Source organism: Nocardia sp. NPDC057440 (genome assembly GCF_042802915.1).
Lineage (GTDB): Bacteria > Actinomycetota > Actinomycetes > Mycobacteriales > Mycobacteriaceae > Nocardia.
In genome coordinates this window covers 441,647-457,109 of the sequence record NZ_JBHVDF010000001.1, presented here as the reverse complement: position 1 = coordinate 457,109, position 15,463 = coordinate 441,647, and the positions used below count along the sequence as shown (strand labels likewise).

Annotated in this window: 19 protein-coding genes; 14 read left to right on the top strand and 5 right to left on the bottom strand. The window is 66.3% G+C overall.

Going from position 1 to position 15,463, the window contains the following annotated elements:
- Both ACFU4Z_RS02060 and ACFU4Z_RS02055 read right to left on the bottom strand, forming a co-directional pair.
- Positions 1-1,299: lycopene cyclase family protein (locus ACFU4Z_RS02060; RefSeq protein ID WP_379058964.1), on the bottom strand; the 1,299-nt coding region annotated here is incomplete at its 3' end.
- Positions 1,300-1,416: 117 nt separating this feature from the next.
- Positions 1,417-1,893 carry a hotdog fold domain-containing protein gene (locus ACFU4Z_RS02055; protein WP_379058961.1) on the bottom strand — a complete coding sequence of 159 codons (477 nt, stop codon included), beginning with the start codon at positions 1,891-1,893 and terminating at the stop codon, positions 1,417-1,419.
- A 521-nt stretch (positions 1,894-2,414) separates the two neighbouring features.
- Here ACFU4Z_RS02055 and rpsJ point away from each other — a divergent pair.
- The 14 genes from rpsJ (at position 2,415) to ACFU4Z_RS01985 (ending at position 12,123) form a co-directional block, all read left to right on the top strand.
- Positions 2,415-2,720 carry a 30S ribosomal protein S10 gene (rpsJ, locus tag ACFU4Z_RS02050; protein WP_003938093.1) on the top strand — a complete coding sequence of 102 codons (306 nt, stop codon included), beginning with the start codon at positions 2,415-2,417 and terminating at the stop codon, positions 2,718-2,720.
- Between the two features lie 14 nt (positions 2,721-2,734).
- Positions 2,735-3,400, top strand: coding sequence for a 50S ribosomal protein L3 (rplC, locus tag ACFU4Z_RS02045; RefSeq protein ID WP_328409146.1), 666 nt, complete (start codon positions 2,735-2,737; stop codon positions 3,398-3,400).
- A complete protein-coding gene (gene rplD, locus ACFU4Z_RS02040; protein ID WP_379058958.1) occupies positions 3,397-4,071 on the top strand; it encodes a 50S ribosomal protein L4 in 675 nt (224 codons plus the stop codon). Before rplC ends, rplD begins: the two co-directional genes overlap by 4 nt.
- Positions 4,068-4,373 carry a 50S ribosomal protein L23 gene (gene rplW, locus ACFU4Z_RS02035; RefSeq protein ID WP_040731336.1) on the top strand — a complete coding sequence of 102 codons (306 nt, stop codon included), beginning with the start codon at positions 4,068-4,070 and terminating at the stop codon, positions 4,371-4,373. The genes rplD and rplW overlap by 4 nt, the downstream gene beginning before the upstream one ends.
- Before the next feature lie 33 nt (positions 4,374-4,406).
- Positions 4,407-5,246, top strand: coding sequence for a 50S ribosomal protein L2 (gene rplB / locus ACFU4Z_RS02030; RefSeq protein WP_379058956.1), 840 nt, complete (start codon positions 4,407-4,409; stop codon positions 5,244-5,246).
- A 17-nt stretch (positions 5,247-5,263) separates the two neighbouring features.
- Complete coding sequence (gene rpsS / locus ACFU4Z_RS02025) at positions 5,264-5,545, top strand: 30S ribosomal protein S19 (RefSeq protein ID WP_364903870.1); 282 nt, start codon at positions 5,264-5,266, stop codon at positions 5,543-5,545.
- Positions 5,542-5,943 (top strand): 50S ribosomal protein L22, encoded by a 402-nt coding sequence (gene rplV, locus ACFU4Z_RS02020; RefSeq protein WP_328409152.1) that lies wholly within the window; start codon positions 5,542-5,544, stop codon positions 5,941-5,943. Before rpsS ends, rplV begins: the two co-directional genes overlap by 4 nt.
- Complete coding sequence (gene rpsC, locus ACFU4Z_RS02015) at positions 5,944-6,753, top strand: 30S ribosomal protein S3 (protein ID WP_328409153.1); 810 nt, start codon at positions 5,944-5,946, stop codon at positions 6,751-6,753.
- Positions 6,754-6,756: 3 nt separating this feature from the next.
- Entirely contained in the window at positions 6,757-7,173 is a 417-nt protein-coding gene (gene rplP / locus ACFU4Z_RS02010; protein ID WP_067519522.1) for a 50S ribosomal protein L16, read from the top strand.
- A complete protein-coding gene (gene rpmC, locus ACFU4Z_RS02005; protein ID WP_328409156.1) occupies positions 7,173-7,412 on the top strand; it encodes a 50S ribosomal protein L29 in 240 nt (79 codons plus the stop codon). The genes rplP and rpmC overlap by 1 nt, the downstream gene beginning before the upstream one ends.
- Entirely contained in the window at positions 7,409-7,678 is a 270-nt protein-coding gene (gene rpsQ, locus ACFU4Z_RS02000) for a 30S ribosomal protein S17 (RefSeq protein WP_378687966.1), read from the top strand. The genes rpmC and rpsQ overlap by 4 nt, the downstream gene beginning before the upstream one ends.
- 179 nt (positions 7,679-7,857) lie before the next feature.
- On the top strand, positions 7,858-9,069 hold the full coding sequence (locus tag ACFU4Z_RS01995) for an MFS transporter (RefSeq protein WP_379058951.1): 1,212 nt from the start codon (positions 7,858-7,860) through the stop codon (positions 9,067-9,069).
- A 313-nt stretch (positions 9,070-9,382) separates the two neighbouring features.
- On the top strand, positions 9,383-9,856 hold the full coding sequence (locus tag ACFU4Z_RS01990) for an EXLDI protein (RefSeq protein WP_379058948.1): 474 nt from the start codon (positions 9,383-9,385) through the stop codon (positions 9,854-9,856).
- 44 nt (positions 9,857-9,900) lie between these two features.
- Entirely contained in the window at positions 9,901-12,123 is a 2,223-nt protein-coding gene (locus ACFU4Z_RS01985; RefSeq protein WP_379058945.1) for an MMPL family transporter, read from the top strand.
- Between the two features lie 223 nt (positions 12,124-12,346).
- Here the strand turns inward: ACFU4Z_RS01985 and ACFU4Z_RS01980 are convergent, their stop codons facing one another.
- The 3 genes from ACFU4Z_RS01980 to ACFU4Z_RS01970 all read right to left on the bottom strand — a co-directional run bounded on the left by ACFU4Z_RS01980 (position 12,347) and on the right by ACFU4Z_RS01970 (position 15,415).
- On the bottom strand, positions 12,347-14,086 hold the full coding sequence (locus tag ACFU4Z_RS01980) for a hypothetical protein (RefSeq protein ID WP_379058941.1): 1,740 nt from the start codon (positions 14,084-14,086) through the stop codon (positions 12,347-12,349).
- Positions 14,087-14,257: 171 nt separating this feature from the next.
- The gene (locus ACFU4Z_RS01975; protein WP_379058938.1) at positions 14,258-14,653 is read right to left on the bottom strand and encodes a VOC family protein; all 396 of its coding nucleotides are present in this window, start codon (positions 14,651-14,653) and stop codon (positions 14,258-14,260) included.
- An 18-nt stretch (positions 14,654-14,671) separates the two neighbouring features.
- Positions 14,672-15,415: a CPBP family intramembrane glutamic endopeptidase gene (locus ACFU4Z_RS01970; protein ID WP_379058935.1), complete on the bottom strand. Its 744-nt coding sequence runs from the start codon at positions 15,413-15,415 to the stop codon at positions 14,672-14,674.
- Positions 15,416-15,463: the final 48 nt, after the last annotated feature.

The following is a 15,463-nucleotide window of genomic DNA, read 5'->3' as shown; positions in this document are numbered from 1 at the left end:
TGGTGTGGTCTCCCTCGCTCGCGCTGGGCGCGCCGCGCCCCCCGCCCCCCCCCGGCGCGGCCTACACGGGGGGGTGGGGGGGGGGGGGGGCCCCCCCCCCCCCCCCCCCCCCCCCCCTTCGGCGCGTTCCGGCGACTCGGTGAACGGGTAGTCGGCCCAGCGATTCCGATTGGTCCAGCCGACGAGGTCGTAGCGCCAGCGGAAGGGCCAGGTGTGCGCGACGGTGTTGAACAGAACCGCGCCGAGTGCGGTGTAGTCGGCGTGGGCCGAGAGCAGGGCGCGTTGGCCGCGGGGCGAGGCGGTGAAGAAGGCGTCGAACATCGACATGGTCTGTTCGGTGGTCAGGCGGCCGAGGCCGAAGAGGCCGCGCATGCGCATCCAGTAGGTCAGCCGGGCCTGCCACGGCCATAGTTCGGCGATGGGGTCGCGGCCCTGCTGGAGTGCGCTGACCGCGGTGTCGACGAGGGCGAGGGAATCGGCGACGCTGTATCCGGTGCACGGGTGCATCATGCCGCCGCGCGATCCGAACGGAATCGCTTGCGCCGTACCCTTTTTCGGTGGCGGCTGGTCGAGCGGGTAGTGCGCGGCCTCGCTCGGCTCCGCGCCGGTGAGGGTGATGCCGTGTGCGGCCAGCCTGTTCAGGGTGCGCTTGCGCAATTCGTGCTGTGGCATGCCGCCGCGCAGGCCGAGGCTGGTTTCCTCGAAGATCACCGTGCCGTCGCCGAGTGGGACGGCATAGAGGAACGACGGCGGCTCGTCCGCTCCCGCGCCGTTCTCCGGCCGCCAATCCAGCAGCAGTCCTTCGCCGTCGGCGATCATCGGCGCCGCGGTCTCGGCGGCGACGAAAATGCCGTGCGCGCTCGCGGCGCGGCGCTGCCCGAGCGTGGGTAACCCGCGGGTGTCGAAAACCATTGCGGCCCTGAGGATTGTCCCGTCGTCGAGCTCGACCTCGTTGGCATCGACCCTGGTGGCCCTGCCTGCGACCACGGTGGCGTCGTCGAGCGGCAGCGCAGCACGCAGGCCGGTCTTCGACAGCACGCAGTAGGGGCGTTCGATGCGATGCTCGGTGCTGGTCCAGACGGTCGGCGCGGCGATCCTCGCGGCAATCGCGCTGGGCGGCAACCACTCCGGCAACTCGTCGATCCAGCAGGAGAAGGTGGGCGGCCACAGCCGGTCGGGTCGCGGGTCGACCGCGGTGACCCGCAGCCCGGCCCGCATCGCGCGGTGTGCCAGCGCCCGGCCGGTCGGGCCGAGTCCGACCACACAGAGTTCGACATCGGAGCCGGCGCTGACACTCATACCGGCATTCAAATCGCGCGGCCACGCCGATGCAACTGTCTGCGACACCGATCACCACTTTTTCCCGAGGCGGCCGTCGTCATCCTCGGGAAACGCGGTGCCGAGGGCGATCGCCTGCTACTTCGGGGTGACCCAGGTGGTGATGTCGGCGTGCACGACCTCGCGCCCGTTCTTGTCGTAGATCGAGACGGGCACGATCAGGTCCTGGCCCTCGGTGATCCGAGTGAAGTCCGGAATCTCCGGCAGCTTCGCGACCGCGCGCAGCCCGGTCTCCGCCTTGGCCAGGTACTGGACGTTCATGGCCTTCGGGATCCAGCGGTGCGTGCCCGGCACCGTCGCCTCGCTGAGCATTCCCATCGCCACCTCGGCCAGGTTGCACGCCGCGATGGCGTGGTAGGTGCCCAGATGGTTGTGGATGCCGAACCACTTGGGTGAGGTCACCTCGCACAGTCCGGGCTCCAGCCGCACCACGCTCGGCAGCACCGTGCCGAAGTACGGCACCCGCGCGACCATGCCGAGGGAGAACAGCGCGTGCCCGAGCCGGTTATCCGGCAGCTTCTTCCAGCCGCGGTAGGTGGCGGTCTCTTTCGTCATGCCCACATCTTACTCATAAGTAAGTTCTCGGCCGATAGGGTGCCGACGTCCGGATTTCGGGCGCGATCGGCTCGGGGGCGCGCCCGGGATTCGCGGTCTGACCTGCGCTGTGGGTGGCCGGTGGTGTGGCGCGGGGGGCGGATTTGAAGTCACCGGCGGCGTCGGGCATACTGTTCGGGTTGCCTTGCACCGGGCCATGCCTGTTCTTCGGGTTGTGGTGGGTGGCGAGGCGAGCAGTACCCAATCGTGTACCTCGCTGGATTCCAGCGTGGGTACGTCCGGGACAGTGTTCCGAAGCCTGAGGTGAATTTCGATTCCGGGGCAGAGGAATGAGCGGATGGGCGACACGCCCGACCGCGTGGACCGGAGAACCATGACAGATGAACAGCGGCGAGGATCGGGCGTGCCCGGTCGCGATCTCTTAGCGAGACGTCTTCGTGTGTTCGGGCTGTGCAAATTGAGGGTGGTACGGAAGCCAGCTTCCGGATCACGAAGGAAAAGCGGAGAAAAGGACACTTAGCGTGGCGGGACAGAAGATCCGCATCAGGCTCAAGGCCTACGACCACGAAGCGATCGACGCCTCAGCGCGCAAGATCGTGGAGACGGTGACCCGCACCGGGGCCCGTGTCGTCGGGCCGGTGCCGTTGCCGACCGAGAAGAACGTGTACTGCGTCATCCGTTCGCCGCACAAGTACAAGGACTCGCGCGAGCACTTCGAGATGCGTACGCACAAGCGGCTGATCGACATCCTCGACCCGACGCCGAAGACGGTTGACGCGCTCATGCGCATCGACCTGCCGGCCAGCGTCGACGTCAACATTCAGTGACGGGGACTCGAGACATGACTGATAACAAGAACAGGCCAGCGGCCGGCATCCTGGGCACCAAGCTCGGCATGACCCAGGTGTTCGACGACAAGAACCGCGTCGTTCCCGTGACCGTCATCAAGGCCGGACCGAACGTCGTTACCCAGATTCGCACCGTGGAGCGCGACGGCTACAGCGCCGTCCAGGTCGCTTTCGGCGCCATCGACCCGCGCAAGGTGAACAAGCCGGTCTCCGGCCAGTTCGCCAAGGCCGGTGTCACCCCGCGTCGCCACGTCGCCGAAATCCGCGTTGCGGATGCTTCCACCTTCGAGGTCGGCCAGGAGCTGACTGCCGAGGTGTTCGAAGAGGGCGCGTACGTGGACGTGACCGGCACCAGCAAGGGCAAGGGCTTCGCGGGCACCATGAAGCGCCACGGCTTCGCCGGTCAGGGCGCCTCGCACGGTGCGCAGGCCGTGCACCGCCGCCCGGGTTCCATCGGTGGTTGCGCCACCCCCGGCCGTGTGTTCAAGGGCATGCGGATGTCGGGCCGGATGGGCAACGATCGCGTCACCACGCAGAACCTGTCGGTTCACAAGGTGGACGTCGAGAACGGCCTGCTGCTGATCAAGGGAGCGATCCCGGGTCGTCGCGGCAACGTCGTCGTCGTCAAGAGCGCCGTGAAGGGTGGTGCACACGCATGACAAGCCTGGAGAAGAAGACCAATCTGACGCTTCCGGTCAAAGAACTGGGCGGCAAGACCAATGGCACCGTCGAACTCCCCGCGGAGATCTTCGACGCGACCGCCAACATCTCGCTGATGCATCAGGTCGTCGTCGCGCAGCTTGCCGCGGCCCGTCAGGGCACGCACTCCACCAAGACCCGCGGTGAAGTCCGCGGTGGTGGCAAGAAGCCGTACCGGCAGAAGGGCACCGGCCGCGCCCGTCAGGGCTCGACCCGCGCGCCGCAGTTCACCGGTGGTGGCACCGTCCACGGCCCACAGCCGCGTGACTACAGCCAGCGCACCCCCAAGAAGATGATCCGCGCTGCCTTGCGCGGAGCACTGTCTGACCGGGCGCGCAACGAGCGCATCCACGTGATCACCGAACTGGTTGCCGGGCAGGCCCCGTCGACCAAGACGGCCAAGAGCTTCCTCGCGGAGCTCTCGGACCGCAAGAAGTTCCTCCTCGTCCTCGGACGTGAGGATCTCGCGGCCTGGAAGAGCGTGCAGAACCTGGAGTTCGTGCACCCGATCGCGCCGGATCAGCTCAACACCTACGACGTGCTGGAAAGCGACGAAGTGGTGTTCAGCGTCGAGGCCTTGAATGCCTTCGTGCACGGCCCCGCCGAAGCTGCACAGGAGGAGAGCAAGTGACCACCATCGCCGACCCCCGCGACATCCTGCTGGCGCCGGTCATCTCGGAGAAGTCCTACGGACTGATCGAGGAAGGCACCTACACCTTCATCGTGCACCCGGACTCCAACAAGACGCAGATCAAGATTGCCGTCGAGAAGGTCTTCGGTGTCACGGTCACGAGCGTCAACACCGCCAACCGTCAGGGCAAGCGCAAGCGGACCCGCTTCGGTTACGGCAAGCGCAAGAACACCAAGCGCGCGCTCGTGACCATCTCGGCCGACAGCAAGCCCATCGAGATCTTCGGAGGCCCGGTCGCGTAAGCGCCTGGGACTCCAGAAAGAAGAGAAGAACTCATGGCAATCCGTAAATACAAGCCGACAACCCCCGGTCGCCGTGGCTCGTCCGTCTCGGACTTCGCCGAGATCACTCGGTCGACCCCCGAGAAGTCGCTGATTCGCCCGCTGCACAGCAAGGGTGGTCGTAATGCGCACGGTCGCATCACCACTCGGCACCGCGGTGGCGGCCACAAGCGCGCCTACCGTCTGATCGACTTCCGTCGACTGGACAAGGACGGCATCCCGGCCAAGGTCGCTCACATCGAGTACGACCCGAACCGGACCGCCAACATCGCGCTGCTGCACTACGTGGACGGCGAGAAGCGCTACATCATCGCGCCGAAGGGCATCGCGCAGGGCACCCCGATCGAGTCCGGGCCCACGGCCGACATCAAGCCGGGCAACAACCTGCCGCTGCGCAACATCCCGACCGGTACCACGATTCACAACGTGGAGCTGCGTCCGGGCGGTGGCGCGAAGATGGCTCGCTCCGCCGGCTCCAGCATCCAGCTGCTCGGTAAGGAAGGCCCCTACGCCACGCTGCGTATGCCCTCCGGCGAAATCCGTCGTGTCGACGTGCGCTGCCGCGCCACCGTCGGCGAGGTCGGCAACGCCGAGCAGTCGAACATCAACTGGGGCAAGGCCGGCCGTATGCGCTGGAAGGGTCGCCGCCCAACCGTCCGTGGTGTCGTCATGAACCCGGTCGACCACCCGCACGGTGGTGGTGAGGGTAAGACCTCCGGTGGTCGCCACCCGGTCAGCCCGTGGGGTCAGCCGGAAGGCCGCACCCGCAAGCCCAACCGTCCGAGCGACAAGCTCATCGTCCGCCGCCGCCGCACTGGCAAGAACAAGCGATAACCAGGAGGGAGTAGAAGATGCCACGCAGTCTGAAGAAGGGCCCGTTCGTCGACGATCACCTCCTCGCGAAGGTGGACGTTCAGAACGAAAAGGGCACCAAGCAGGTCATCAAGACCTGGTCGCGTCGTTCCACGATCATCCCCGACTTCATCGGTCACACTTTCGCCGTCCACGACGGTCGCAAGCATGTCCCGGTGTTCGTGTCGGACAACATGGTCGGGCACAAGCTCGGTGAGTTTGCGCCGACGCGCACGTTCAGGAGCCACGTCAAGGACGACCGGAAGAGCAAGCGGCGATGACCACTGAGACTCAGAATCCGACGGCTCGCGCGACCGCCAAGCACGTTCGCGTGACCCCGATGAAGGCTCGTCGCGTTGTGGACTTGGTCCGCGGCAAGCGAGTCGAGGACGCACTGGCGATCCTGAAGTTCGCGCCGCAGGCAGCGAGCGAGCCGGTTGCCAAGGTCGTGGCGAGTGCCGCGGCGAACGCCGAGAACAACCTCGGCCTCAACCCGGCCACGCTCGTTATCTCGACGGCTTTCGTCGATGAGGGCGCGACCATGAAGCGGTTCCAGCCGCGTGCACAGGGTCGGGCGTTCCGGATCCGGAAGCGCACCAGCCACATCACCATCGAGGTCGAGAGCGTGCCCACCGCCGGTGGATCCACTCGTAACCGCCGGAAGGGAGGGGCAAAGTAAATGGGACAGAAAATCAACCCCCATGGCTTCCGCCTCGGTATCACCACCGACTGGAAGTCGCGTTGGTACGCGGACAAGCAGTACGCGGAATACGTGAAGGAAGACGTCCAGATCCGCAAGCTCCTCGCCACTGGCATGGAGCGGGCAGGAATCTCGAAGGTCGAGATCGAGCGCACCCGTGACCGGGTTCGCGTCGACATCCACACCGCGCGTCCCGGCATCGTCATCGGTCGCCGCGGCGCCGAGGCCGACCGCATCCGTGCGGAGCTGGAGAAGCTCACCAAGAAGCAGGTGCAGCTGAACATCCTCGAGGTGAAGAACGCCGAGTCGGATGCGCAGCTCGTTGCCCAGGGTGTGGCCGAGCAGCTGTCCAACCGTGTGGCGTTCCGTCGTGCGATGCGTAAGGCCATCCAGTCGGCCATGCGTTCGCCGAACGTCAAGGGCATCCGCGTGCAGTGCTCGGGCCGCCTCGGTGGCGCCGAAATGTCGCGCTCGGAGTTCTACCGTGAGGGTCGGGTTCCGCTGCACACGCTGCGTGCGGACATCGACTACGGCCTGTACGAGGCCAAGACCACCTTCGGTCGCATCGGTGTGAAGGTCTGGATCTACAAGGGCGACATCGTCGGTGGCAAGCGCGAGGTCACGGCTTCGGCCGCGCCCGCGGCCGGCGACCGCCGCGAGCGTCGCGAGCGGCCGAGCCGCCCGCGTCGGTCCGGTTCGGCCGGCACCACCGCGACCAGCACTGAGGCCGGGCGTGCAGCCACCGCCACTGCGGTTGCCGACGCTCCGGCAGAAAAGCAGGAGGGCTGACGCATGTTGATGCCACGGAAGGTCAAGCACCGGAAGCAGCATCACCCGGGTCGTTCCGGAATGGCAAAGGGCGGCACCTCGGTCGCGTTCGGTGAGTACGGCATCCAGGCTCTCGAGCCCGCCTACGTCACCAACCGGCAGATCGAGTCGGCTCGTATCGCGATGACCCGCCACATCAAGCGTGGCGGCAAGATCTGGATCAACATCTACCCGGATCGCCCGCTCACCAAGAAGCCTGCCGAGACCCGCATGGGTTCCGGTAAGGGTTCGCCGGAGTGGTGGATCGCGAACGTCAAGCCCGGTCGCGTGATGTTCGAAATGAGTTACCCCAATGAGGAGACCGCTCGCGAGGCCCTGCGCCGCGCGATGCACAAGCTCCCGATGAAGTGCAGGATCGTCACGAGGGAGGAGCAGTTCTGATGGCTACCGGAACACCGGCCGCAGAGCTCCGCGAGCTCACCGAAGAGGAGCTCGTCGCCCGCCTGCGTGAGTCGAAGGAAGAGCTGTTCAACCTGCGCTTCCAAATGGCGACGGGTCAGCTGGACAACAACCGTCGGCTGCGCGTCGTTCGTCACGAGATCGCGCGGATCTACACGGTCATGCGTGAGCGCGAGCTCGGTCTGGCCACGGCACCCGCTGGCAAGGGAGATGCGGCATGAGCGAGAAGCAGGAAGAGCGCAACAGCCGCAAGGTACGTGTCGGCTACGTTGTCTCGGACAAGATGAACAAGACGATTGTCGTCGAGCTGGAAGACCGTAACCGGCACAAGCTCTACGGCAAGATCATTCGCACCACCTCCAAGGTGAAGGCGCATGACGAGAACGAGATCGCCGGTATCGGTGACCGCGTTCAGCTGATGGAGACCCGTCCGCTGTCGGCCACCAAGCGCTGGCGTCTGGTCGAGGTCCTCGAGAAGGCCAAGTAAGCCTTATCTCGAAAAACTGAGTTCACCGGTCGAAGGCCCGCTTCCCGTTCGGGAGGCGGGCCTTCGTCGTTGGTGCGGCAGGTGGCCAGGGCGTGTTGCCGCACAATCTTTTCCGGAAACCCGATGGTGGTGGAAAAATTGCTGGCGCGCTGACCGGCGGGCGTGCGAGGCTCGATGGGGTGCGGTCCTATCGGGAGGTCCTTTCCAGCTCCGCGGTGCGCGATGTGCTACTGCTGGGTGCGCTGGTTCGAATCCCGTTCTTCGCCGGGTCCGTGCTGCTCGCGCTGCATGTCGTGCAGACGCTGCATGGGTCCTACGTTCAAGCGGGCGTGCTGAGTGCGATCGTCACCGTCTGCGTCGCGGTGAGTGGACCATGGCGCGGCAGGTTTCTCGATCGGCTGGGGCTGCGGCGCACGATTCTGCCTTCGATCCTGGTCGGTGCGGTGTGCTGGTCCTTCGCGCCGTTCGTCGACTACGTCCCGCTGCTGGTGCTCGCCGCGGTCGCGGGACTGTTCGACATTCCGATCTTCACCGTGGTGCGCCAGGCGGTCATCGCGGCCACGACCGAGCAGAACCGGCAGCCCGCGCTCGCCTTGGAATCGGTGTCGGTGGAGGCCGCGTTCATGGTCGGGCCGGTGCTCGGTGTCGCCGCCACCGCCATCTGGTCCACCACCGTCGTGTTGTTCTGCGTGCAGATGTGCCTGGTGCTCGCCGGCGTTCTTGTGTGGTTCCGGAATCCGCCGCTACGGTCTGCCGACGAGGATCGCTCGGACGCGACTCCGGTTGCGCGGCGCGCGTGGTTCCGTATCGAGTTCGTGGCGCTGTGCGTCGGCGCGTGCGCCGCCGTAGCAGTGCTCGCCGGCTCCGAGCTGACTTTCGTCTCCGCCATCCGAGAGTTCGGTGCGCAGCGCTGGCTCGGCGTGATCCTGGCGATCTGGGGCTTCGGCTCGCTGGTCGGCGGCCTGGTCTACGGCGTACTGCGCCGGCGTATTTCGACGTTTCCGCTCCTCGCGGGCCTCGGCGCGACAACCATCCCGATGGCTTTCGCCGGTGGCCCGGTGTTCCTCGGCGCGGCGGGCTTGTTCGCCGGCCTGCTGTGCGCACCGACCCTCACCGCATCCGTCGACCAGTTGAGCCGGATCGTGCCGGAGTCCGGTCGCGGTGAGGCCATCGGCTGGCATGGCGCGGCAATGACTCTCGGCAACGGCGTCGGTAGTTCGGTCGCGGGCATCGCCATCGACGCGGGCGGCTATGCCGCGGGCTTCGGCGCGTCCGCGGCCCTCGGGCTCATCCCCGGGGTGGGGCTGGCGCTGCTGGTCGGTGCCGCGCAGCGGCGCAGCGCCGTACGGCGACAGGAGTCTGCGCGCCGAGCATTCGAGAAGACCGCCTGAGCCCCAGCGGCTCCTGCGCCCCGCCCCGAACCAGCGGTGTGAGCGGCATATCGCTGCGGCCGACCGAAACCGAGAGTGGCCCCGCCACGGTGTGTCACTCGTGGGTCGACGACGCGTGGCCGGGGGCGGCTGGTTGCGCGGCAGGTTGCGTTATACGTATACATCTACTTATAGTGAGTCCAGTCGGAATGCTGGGCGATTCAAAGGTTGGCATTCCGGAAACAGCAGATCAATGAACCGCGACGGGGTCGATGGGTGCCGCCGCTGGTACTTCGATGCACATTTGCGCATTGATTGATGAAATGAGGGGAATATGTCCACTGATACGCAGAAGCTGTCCAGTGCCGCATCGGAGGAGCAGTCGGCGGCCGAGGGGATCGACCTGCACAAGGGTGCTTCGGAGGAGTTCGGTGAGGTGGTGCTGAAGGTCGGGCCCGGTGGTGCCAGGCGGCAGCGCTTCTTCGGTCGGCTTGTCGGTGAATCACGGCAGTACAGCAAGTCCGGGATCGAGACGGTTCGGGTCTACCTGAGCCGTAAGGGCAAGTATGTGGTCTATGTTCAGCGGTCCGAATGGTCGGACCTCGCCGAGTCGACCGACTGGTTCAAGGACTGGCAGAACTGGAAGAACTGGCGCGGGATGCTCGGCGCCGACGGGTTGGGCCGGGGTGACTTCACGGTCGAGGTGGTGGACTCGCTCGCACAGTTGCGCGACCGGGTGCCGGAGAAGATCTACCGCACGCTCGCCGACGTGACCGAGCACCCGTATTCCCAAGACCTCGACGTCTGAACTGCCAGGATCTGACCGCTAAGTCTCGAAAGGACTTCTCCGACATGTTCGCTCGACTGGGACGCGTGGTCGTCCACAACCCGTGGAAGGTGATCGGCGCGTGGCTGCTCATCGTGATCGCGGTGGTGGCCTCGGCGCCGAAACTCACCTCGACCACCGACCAATCCGAATTCCTGCCCTCGCATTACGAGTCGATTCAAGCGATGCAGTTGCAGCAGAAGGCCTTTCCGCAGAGTGCGGCGCCTGCGGCGATCATCGTGTTCAAGCGGGCCGACAACGCACCGCTGAACGACGAGAACGCGGCGCGGGTCGCGGCGATCGCGGCACAGCTCGGTGATGAAAAGATCAAGGACGTCACCGGAATTCAGCCCGCGCCACCTGCCGAGAATCGGCTCGTGCAGATTGCGGCGGTGCAGATGACGAAGGTGACCACCGCAGGTGACACGACGCAGAGCGATGCGGTCAAGGCGCTGCGTGACGCGCTCCAGGCGAAGCTGAAGGATACGGATCTGAAGGCGGGTCTCACCGGTCAGGCGGCACAGATGCTGGACCAGACGGAATCCAGCGCGAAGGGCATGGCCATCATCGGCATCGCCACTATCGTGCTGATTCTGGTGCTGTTGCTGATCATTTTCCGCAGCCCGGTGATCGCACTGTTGCCGATCATCGTGATCGGCGGGGTCTCCAGCACCGTCGGCGGCCTGATTGCCATGGTGAGCAAGGCTTTCGACCTCAAGGTGGACAGTTCGGTCAGCGCCATCCTGCTGGTCGTGCTGTTCGGCGTCGGCACCGACTACATCCTGTTCCTGATGTTCCGCTACCGCGAACGGCTGCGGGCAGGCGAGGATCCGAAGACTGCCATGGTCAGTGCCGTCACCCGGGTCGGTGAGGCGATCACCTCGGCAGCGGGCGCGGTGATCATCGCGTTCATGGCGCTGACGCTGTCCACCCTCGGCATGTTCCGTGCGCTCGGCCCGGCACTGGCGATCGCGGTCGCGGTGGCGCTGCTGGCCGGACTCACCCTGGTTCCCGCGATTGTTTCGCTGCTCGGCACCAAGGTGTTCTGGCCGTCGAAGGCGTGGCAGGTGGAGCCGAAGGGAGCGCGGTTCGCCGCGGTCGGCGCGGCGCTCGGGCGTCGTCCCGGTGCGTTCGCCGTGGTCTCCGGTGGCGTGCTCGTCGCACTGGGCGTGGTTGCCTTCGGCTTCAACCCCACTTTCGATCTCAGCTCGGGTTCGACCTCGGATACTTCCGAATCCGCCGTCTACAGCAAGGAACTGCTCAAAGGCATGCCCGCGGGAGCCACGCAGCCTTCGGATGTGCTGCTGCGGTCGGAGGGCGGTGCACTGACCGCCGCTCAGCTCACGGATTATCGTGCCGCGCTGGCCGGTGTGCAGGGCGTCGGCCAGGTATCGGAGCCACATCCGTCGAGTGACGGCGCGGTCGCCGAATTCCAGGTGACGCTGAATTCCGCGCCGGAATCGGATGCCGCGCTGGACACGGTTCGTGGTCCATTGCGTGACATCGCACACGCCGCGGCGCCCGCGGGCACGACCGCCGTCGTGGGTGGCATCACCTCGGTCTTCGTCGACTTCCAGGACGCGATGAATCACGACTACACCATCGTGTTCCCGGTGGCGGCCATTCTGATCATGATCGTGCTCGCGCTGCTGCTGCGCAGCGTGGTCGCGCCGTGGTACCTGATGGCTTCGGTATTCCTCGGATTCGCCGCGACGCTCGGCGCCGCGGTGCTGGTTTTCCAGCACTTCCAAGGCAATTCGGGTCTGATCTTCACCCTTCCGGTGATCATGTACCTGTTCGTGGTCGCGCTCGGCACCGACTACAACATCCTGATGGTCGCCCGGTTGCGGGAAGAGGCCCGCGAGGGGCGCGACCCGCGCCAGGCCGCCGCGCTCGGCGTGCACCACACCGGCCCGACCATCGCCGCGGCGGGCGTCATCCTGGCGGGGACCTTCGCCTCGATGATGTTGGCGGGCAACAATGTGTTGTCCCAGATGGGCTTCGCCATCTCGGTCGGCATTGCCATCGCCGCCTTCGTCATGGCGATGTTCTTCACTCCGGCGGTCACCGCGCTGCTCGGCCACCGGGCCTGGTGGCCGGGTCACGGTGATCGGGGTGCGAAGCAGAACGATGCGGGCTGGTCTGCCGAAGGCTCCTACACCCCGCGGCGCAACGACTCGCAGCAGATCCCGGCCACCAGTGGCCAGTCGAACGGGGGTTGGTCGAACACCGGGGAGCGGCGCCGGTAGCTCGCCAACGAAAAGGGCCGTCCGCTCGGAACATCCGAGTCGGGCGGCCGTTTTCGTTCCGTTCGCCGCGTCAGGGCGTTCCGACCGGCATCTGCCCGAGGTCGCGCGCCGACTGTGCTGGTTGGTATCGGGCTGGTCGATCGACTCGGTGACCCGGCCAGTCACAGGGCCGAAACGTCCAAGGGGAAGATTCGAGCCGGTGCGGCCTGCTTCATCTCCGCGATCAGCTGACGGCGTACGGGCGGCGCACCTTGCGTGCGGACTCGAGCACCCGCGAGACCGCGGCACGGGACAGTCCGACCTCATTGCCGATGCCGGTTTCGGTCCAGGACTGGTCGGCGAGGATGAGGATTTCGGCGAGCTGCTCGACCGGGAGGGTGGAGAGGCCGCGTTCCGCGATCTCCCGTGCTACCGCCCACACCTCGACATCGTCGAGCTCGGCGACCATGTCGTCGTTCTCGGACAGGATGGTGTCCGCGGAGAGGGCGTGGACGGTTTCGTTGATCACGTCCACGGAATTGCGGCGCTCGTCGTCGGGCGGTTCCGCGCTCGCGGTGGGGTCGAGGGGAGTGCGCGGCTGGGCATTCCGGCGATCGGCCGGTCGGGGACGCTGGTCGACGCCAGGCCTTCCATTGCTCCCGCCCGCTTCGGTGTGGTTGCGCGGCGCGGATTTCCGGCGCTCGTCCAGGTCGGATCCCGCGCCGTTCCCGGACTTTTCGTTGTCCCCGCCGCGGTTCGTGGAGCTGTGCGGCTCCGGCTCTCGTCTGCTGGCATTCGTGGCGGACGTCGAGGGGTGCTGCGCGCCGTGGGAATTCGGCCGAATGCCGGAAATCGGCTGCGCATTGTCAATCGACTGAACGTTGCCATTCGGTCGAGCGTCGGAATTCTGCTGCGTATCGGAATTCTGCTGCGCGGCGGCGGTTCCCGTGTGCTGCTTGCCATTGCGCCGAGTAAGCGGCACCGCGTGCAGCGGATAGCTCGCCGCGGGTTCGGCGGTGGGTGCGCCGTTGCGGCCGCCAGGGTCGGCGACCTCCGCGCAACGCTCTACGGAAACCGCGTCGACAATCGATTCGATATCCCGTGCGGCGAGCAATTCCAGCAGGTCGGTGGGTTCGTCGCGCGGGATTGCCGCGACCGGGACCTCGGCGGTGACACGGTGACTCGGCTGCACACCGGGCAGGTCGTTCGACTCGACTACCGGTGCGCTGTCGATCAGCACCGCATAGCGCCCTGACACCCATGCGTGCAGCCAGATCACGACGCCGACCATGACCGGCGCGATCGCGTATTCGGCGGCGCGACCGAGCGCGCCCGCGGCCAGATGTGGGCCCGCGTTCAGTGCGATGGTGGTGCCGAGCAATGCGCTCTCGAAGAAGATGACTTTGCCGCGGGCGAGTTCACGACCCCATCGCGCGGCCGTCGTCGCGGCGACCATGATGGTGATGATCGGGATCGAGATCATCGCCTCGATGCCGTAGCTCAACCAGTACAGCGGGTCGGTCATATCGCCGCTGGGGACCAGATTGTGCTGCACGTTGACCCCGGCCCACACCATGCCGAGCACCACGACCGCGATCAGTGCCCGCGACGACCATTCCGCGCGCCGGTACAGCTGGGCAAGTCGCGCATCCTGATTCGACACCCGTCGCCGCGCCGCGAGCGCACGCCGATGCCATCGCGCGTCGGCGTCGTCGGCCTTCCTGATGGCAGCCGCGGTACGCCGGTCGCGCTCCTCGGCCGCGAGCTCGTCCTCGACCGCCCGCCGCCGCTGCCCGCGCCGCTGGGCCCGAACCCATTCCGCGAGTTCGCGTTCCGCCGCGATCTCCGCATCGGACAACACCGCCAGGAGCGCCGCATCGTGCTGCAGGGGCAACTTGCCACGCGCGGCGGCGACTCGCTGTGCCAATGCGGCGATCTCGGAACTGGCGATCTCGGAATTATCGGTCGACGATCCGTCGCGCATCGCGAGCCTTCCCAGGAGCAGGTGTCATATCGTGAGACCTACTTGCTCGAACATATGTGTGATCGCAGTGAGACTAAACCGAGATCTCTGCGAGGTCAATGCCGCGCTCGAACACGTGCTCGAATAACAATCGGCCAACCATTCGAATCGTGCGAGCGATCGGTGGCCGCATCAGGCGTTCTTGTGGCAGACCGCCTCGAGCATGACGCCGTCGGGACCGGTCCAGAATGTGGCGTAGTAGGGCGGCGGATACTGCGGGAATTCCTGTGGAGTGTGGATGATTTCATCCCCGCGGGTGGCGGCCCAGGTGTGCACGCGGTCGACAGCCGCGCGGGTGCGGACCATGAAGGCCAGGTGCTGGAGTCCGGGGTGCGCGCGCGAATAACCGGACGATTCGGCGGGATAGAAGAAGAGGAAGGTGCCGACCTTGCCATTGCTCGGCCGGAAGGCGAATTGCGTGCCATCGTGCAACAGTGGCTCGTAGTCGAGCAACGGCATGAGTTCGTCGTAATAGGCGTGGGCGGTAACAAGATCGCCGACGTTGATGCCGAGGTGTCCTAGGGGCATCTTCGCAATGTAGCCCGATCAGCTGAGTGTGGTGTGCCAGACGATGGCGGCTGCGAGGGCTCCCGCTCCGTTGACCGACCAGTGCAGGGCGATCGGGGCGAGCAGGCTGCCGCTGCGCCTGCGCAGCCAGGTGAACACCACGCCCGCGGCGGCGGTCGCCGCGACGGCGAGCATGATGCCGATGATCTGGCCGGCGACGCCGCCGCCGATGAGTCCGCTCAGTCCCCGGTTGCCCGAGGTCAGCCCGAACGACGAGGCGACGTGCCACAGGCCGAACAGCAGAGACCCCGCGGCGAACACGCCACGGGCGCCGTAGGCCCGATCGAGGGTGCCGTGCAGCACACCGCGGAACGCCAGCTCCTCAGGGATCACCGTTTGCAGTGGGATGACGATCATCGACGCGATCAGCGCGCCGGAGATGGTGGCGTAGCGGTCGGCGAGGAAGAACGGACGGGTCATCGGCAACATCGCACCGACCGCGACGACGGTGAGCACCAGGCCGACAGCGGCCAGCGCGTATATCGAGCCGCGGCGCCAGTGTCGCGGCGAGAGTCCCAGCTCGGACCAGCCGAGTCCGCGACGTCGAACCAGTGCCAGCAGCACGAGGGCGGCGACCGGGACGGTCACGATGCTGGCCAGCGCCGTGGTGAAGTGGGCGATCAGATTGGTGCCTGCCAGGACGGCCACAACGACGGCGACGTCGATGTAGGCATGAAATCGGTGGCGGGGTGGAGCCGCTTCTTCGAAGTCCTGTTGAAGCATCCGGCCCAGTCTACGTAACGGCCGCGGCCTGGGAAGACTTGTGATCGA